Below are 1,692 nucleotides of genomic sequence, written 5' to 3' on the forward strand. Positions count from 1 at the left end.
TTGCGCAGGTTAAAGAGTGGCGCAGTGATTTCAATGAAGAATTTATCGTTGCTATCAACTTTAGCCCAACTAACTTTCACCATCGCGAGTTATCTGACTGGACGCATAATCACCAGGTATTTTTGCAAACCTTGGATTGGGTGGAGCTGGAAGTAACAGAACGTTTGATGTTGGACGACGACCCTGTTGTGATGAAGGGTATTAAGCAGCTACTTAAGTCAGGGCTTAAATTCAGTATTGATGACTTTGGTACAGGTTATTCGTCTCTTGGTTATATCAAAAAATTCAGCCATATCCTGTCAAAGATTAAAATTGACCGTATGTTTGTCAATGAGTTAATTAACAACAGCTCTGATCAAGCACTGGTCAAGAGTATCATTACCTTAGCTGATAGCTTATCTATCGAGGTCTTGGCTGAAGGTATCGAGTCTAAGAAGCAGGAAGAGTCATTAATCGGGCTTGGTTGTGATTATGCTCAAGGCTTTTTCTATTCTAAGCCAATCCCAGCACCCGAAATCCCGGCCTTCATTCGAAAGTGGCAACAGACACCGCATATTGTCAGCTCAAGCTCTTAGAAAGAAAAAAGCTTCGGGTACCTAAACAGGTTTTTGTCATCAATTAGCTTGATATGACATACTCTCGTTTTTCTTGGCGAAGCAAAATTGATCTTAAGGCAGGTGGCGCGATGAAAGGGGTTTTCCTTGATGTAGCAAGTATGGGAGATGGTCTGGACCTGAGTGATATCGAGTCTTCATTTAGCCAATATCAATCTTATGATACGACGGAATCAGCGAATGTCTGTGAACGAATAAAAGGCTTTGAGGTGGTCGTTGTCAATAAAGTGCTATTGGGGAAGAAAGAAATAACAAGTAACCCCAGCCTAAAGCTGATAGCCGTTACGGCGACAGGGACGAACAATATTGACTTGCAAGCGGCTAAAGAGGCCGGTGTTAGGGTCTGTAATGTCACACAGTATGGGCGCCCGGCTATTGTTCAGCATACCTTTTCTTTGTTGCTGGCACTAACAAACCGTTTATTGGATTACGCTAAAGATGTTCAAGATGGACGCTGGTGTACAAGTCCGATTTTTTGTTTGATGGACTACCCTATTGTTGAACTGGAAGGCAAGACGCTTGGCCTGCTCGGTTATGGTGACCTTGGACAGGGTGTTGCAAAAATGGCCGAAGGCTTTGGCATGAAGGTTATACTGGCAGCTCGTTCCGGTCAAAGCTTGGAAAGTGTTGATGGCTATCCTCGCTTGGCTTTGGAAGAGCTATTGCCGCAAGTTGATGTCTTATCTATTCATTGCCTGCTGAGTGATGAAACTACAAATCTAATCGATGCCAATGCCCTGTCTAAAATGAAGCCTTCGGCCTATTTATTAAATCTTGCTCGAGGTGGCATTGTGGATGAAAACGCTTTGGCCGAGGCATTGAAAGAACGCCGCTTGGCCGGCGCAGCAACAGATGTCTTATCCGTTGAACCGCCTAAGGGTGGAAATGTACTACTGGATAGAGAAATTCCAAACTTAATTGTTACCCCTCATTGTGCTTGGGCGAGTAAAGAGGCGCGTCAGCGCTTGTTGGACAAAGCTGCCGCAAATATTAGAAGATTTGCCGAGGGAGAACCCCAGGCTTACATTGTTTAGTTAATTTGAATCAAGAGGGCGCGACTTTAACGATGAGCACAGTA

The 1,692-nt window shown here is 44.2% G+C and carries 2 protein-coding genes; both read left to right on the top strand.

Translation table 11 applies throughout. The features are described 5' to 3' along the window. Positions 1–575 (top strand): EAL domain-containing protein (locus A3729_RS02600; RefSeq protein ID WP_156497588.1); only part of this gene is annotated, 575 nt, incomplete at its 5' end. Between the two features lie 110 nt (positions 576–685). Beyond that, positions 686–1,648 carry an NAD(P)-dependent oxidoreductase gene (locus A3729_RS02605; RefSeq protein ID WP_068508633.1) on the top strand — a complete coding sequence of 321 codons (963 nt, stop codon included), beginning with the start codon at positions 686–688 and terminating at the stop codon, positions 1,646–1,648. Positions 1,649–1,692: the final 44 nt, after the last annotated feature.

It is taken from the genome of Oleiphilus sp. HI0043, from assembly GCF_001634935.1.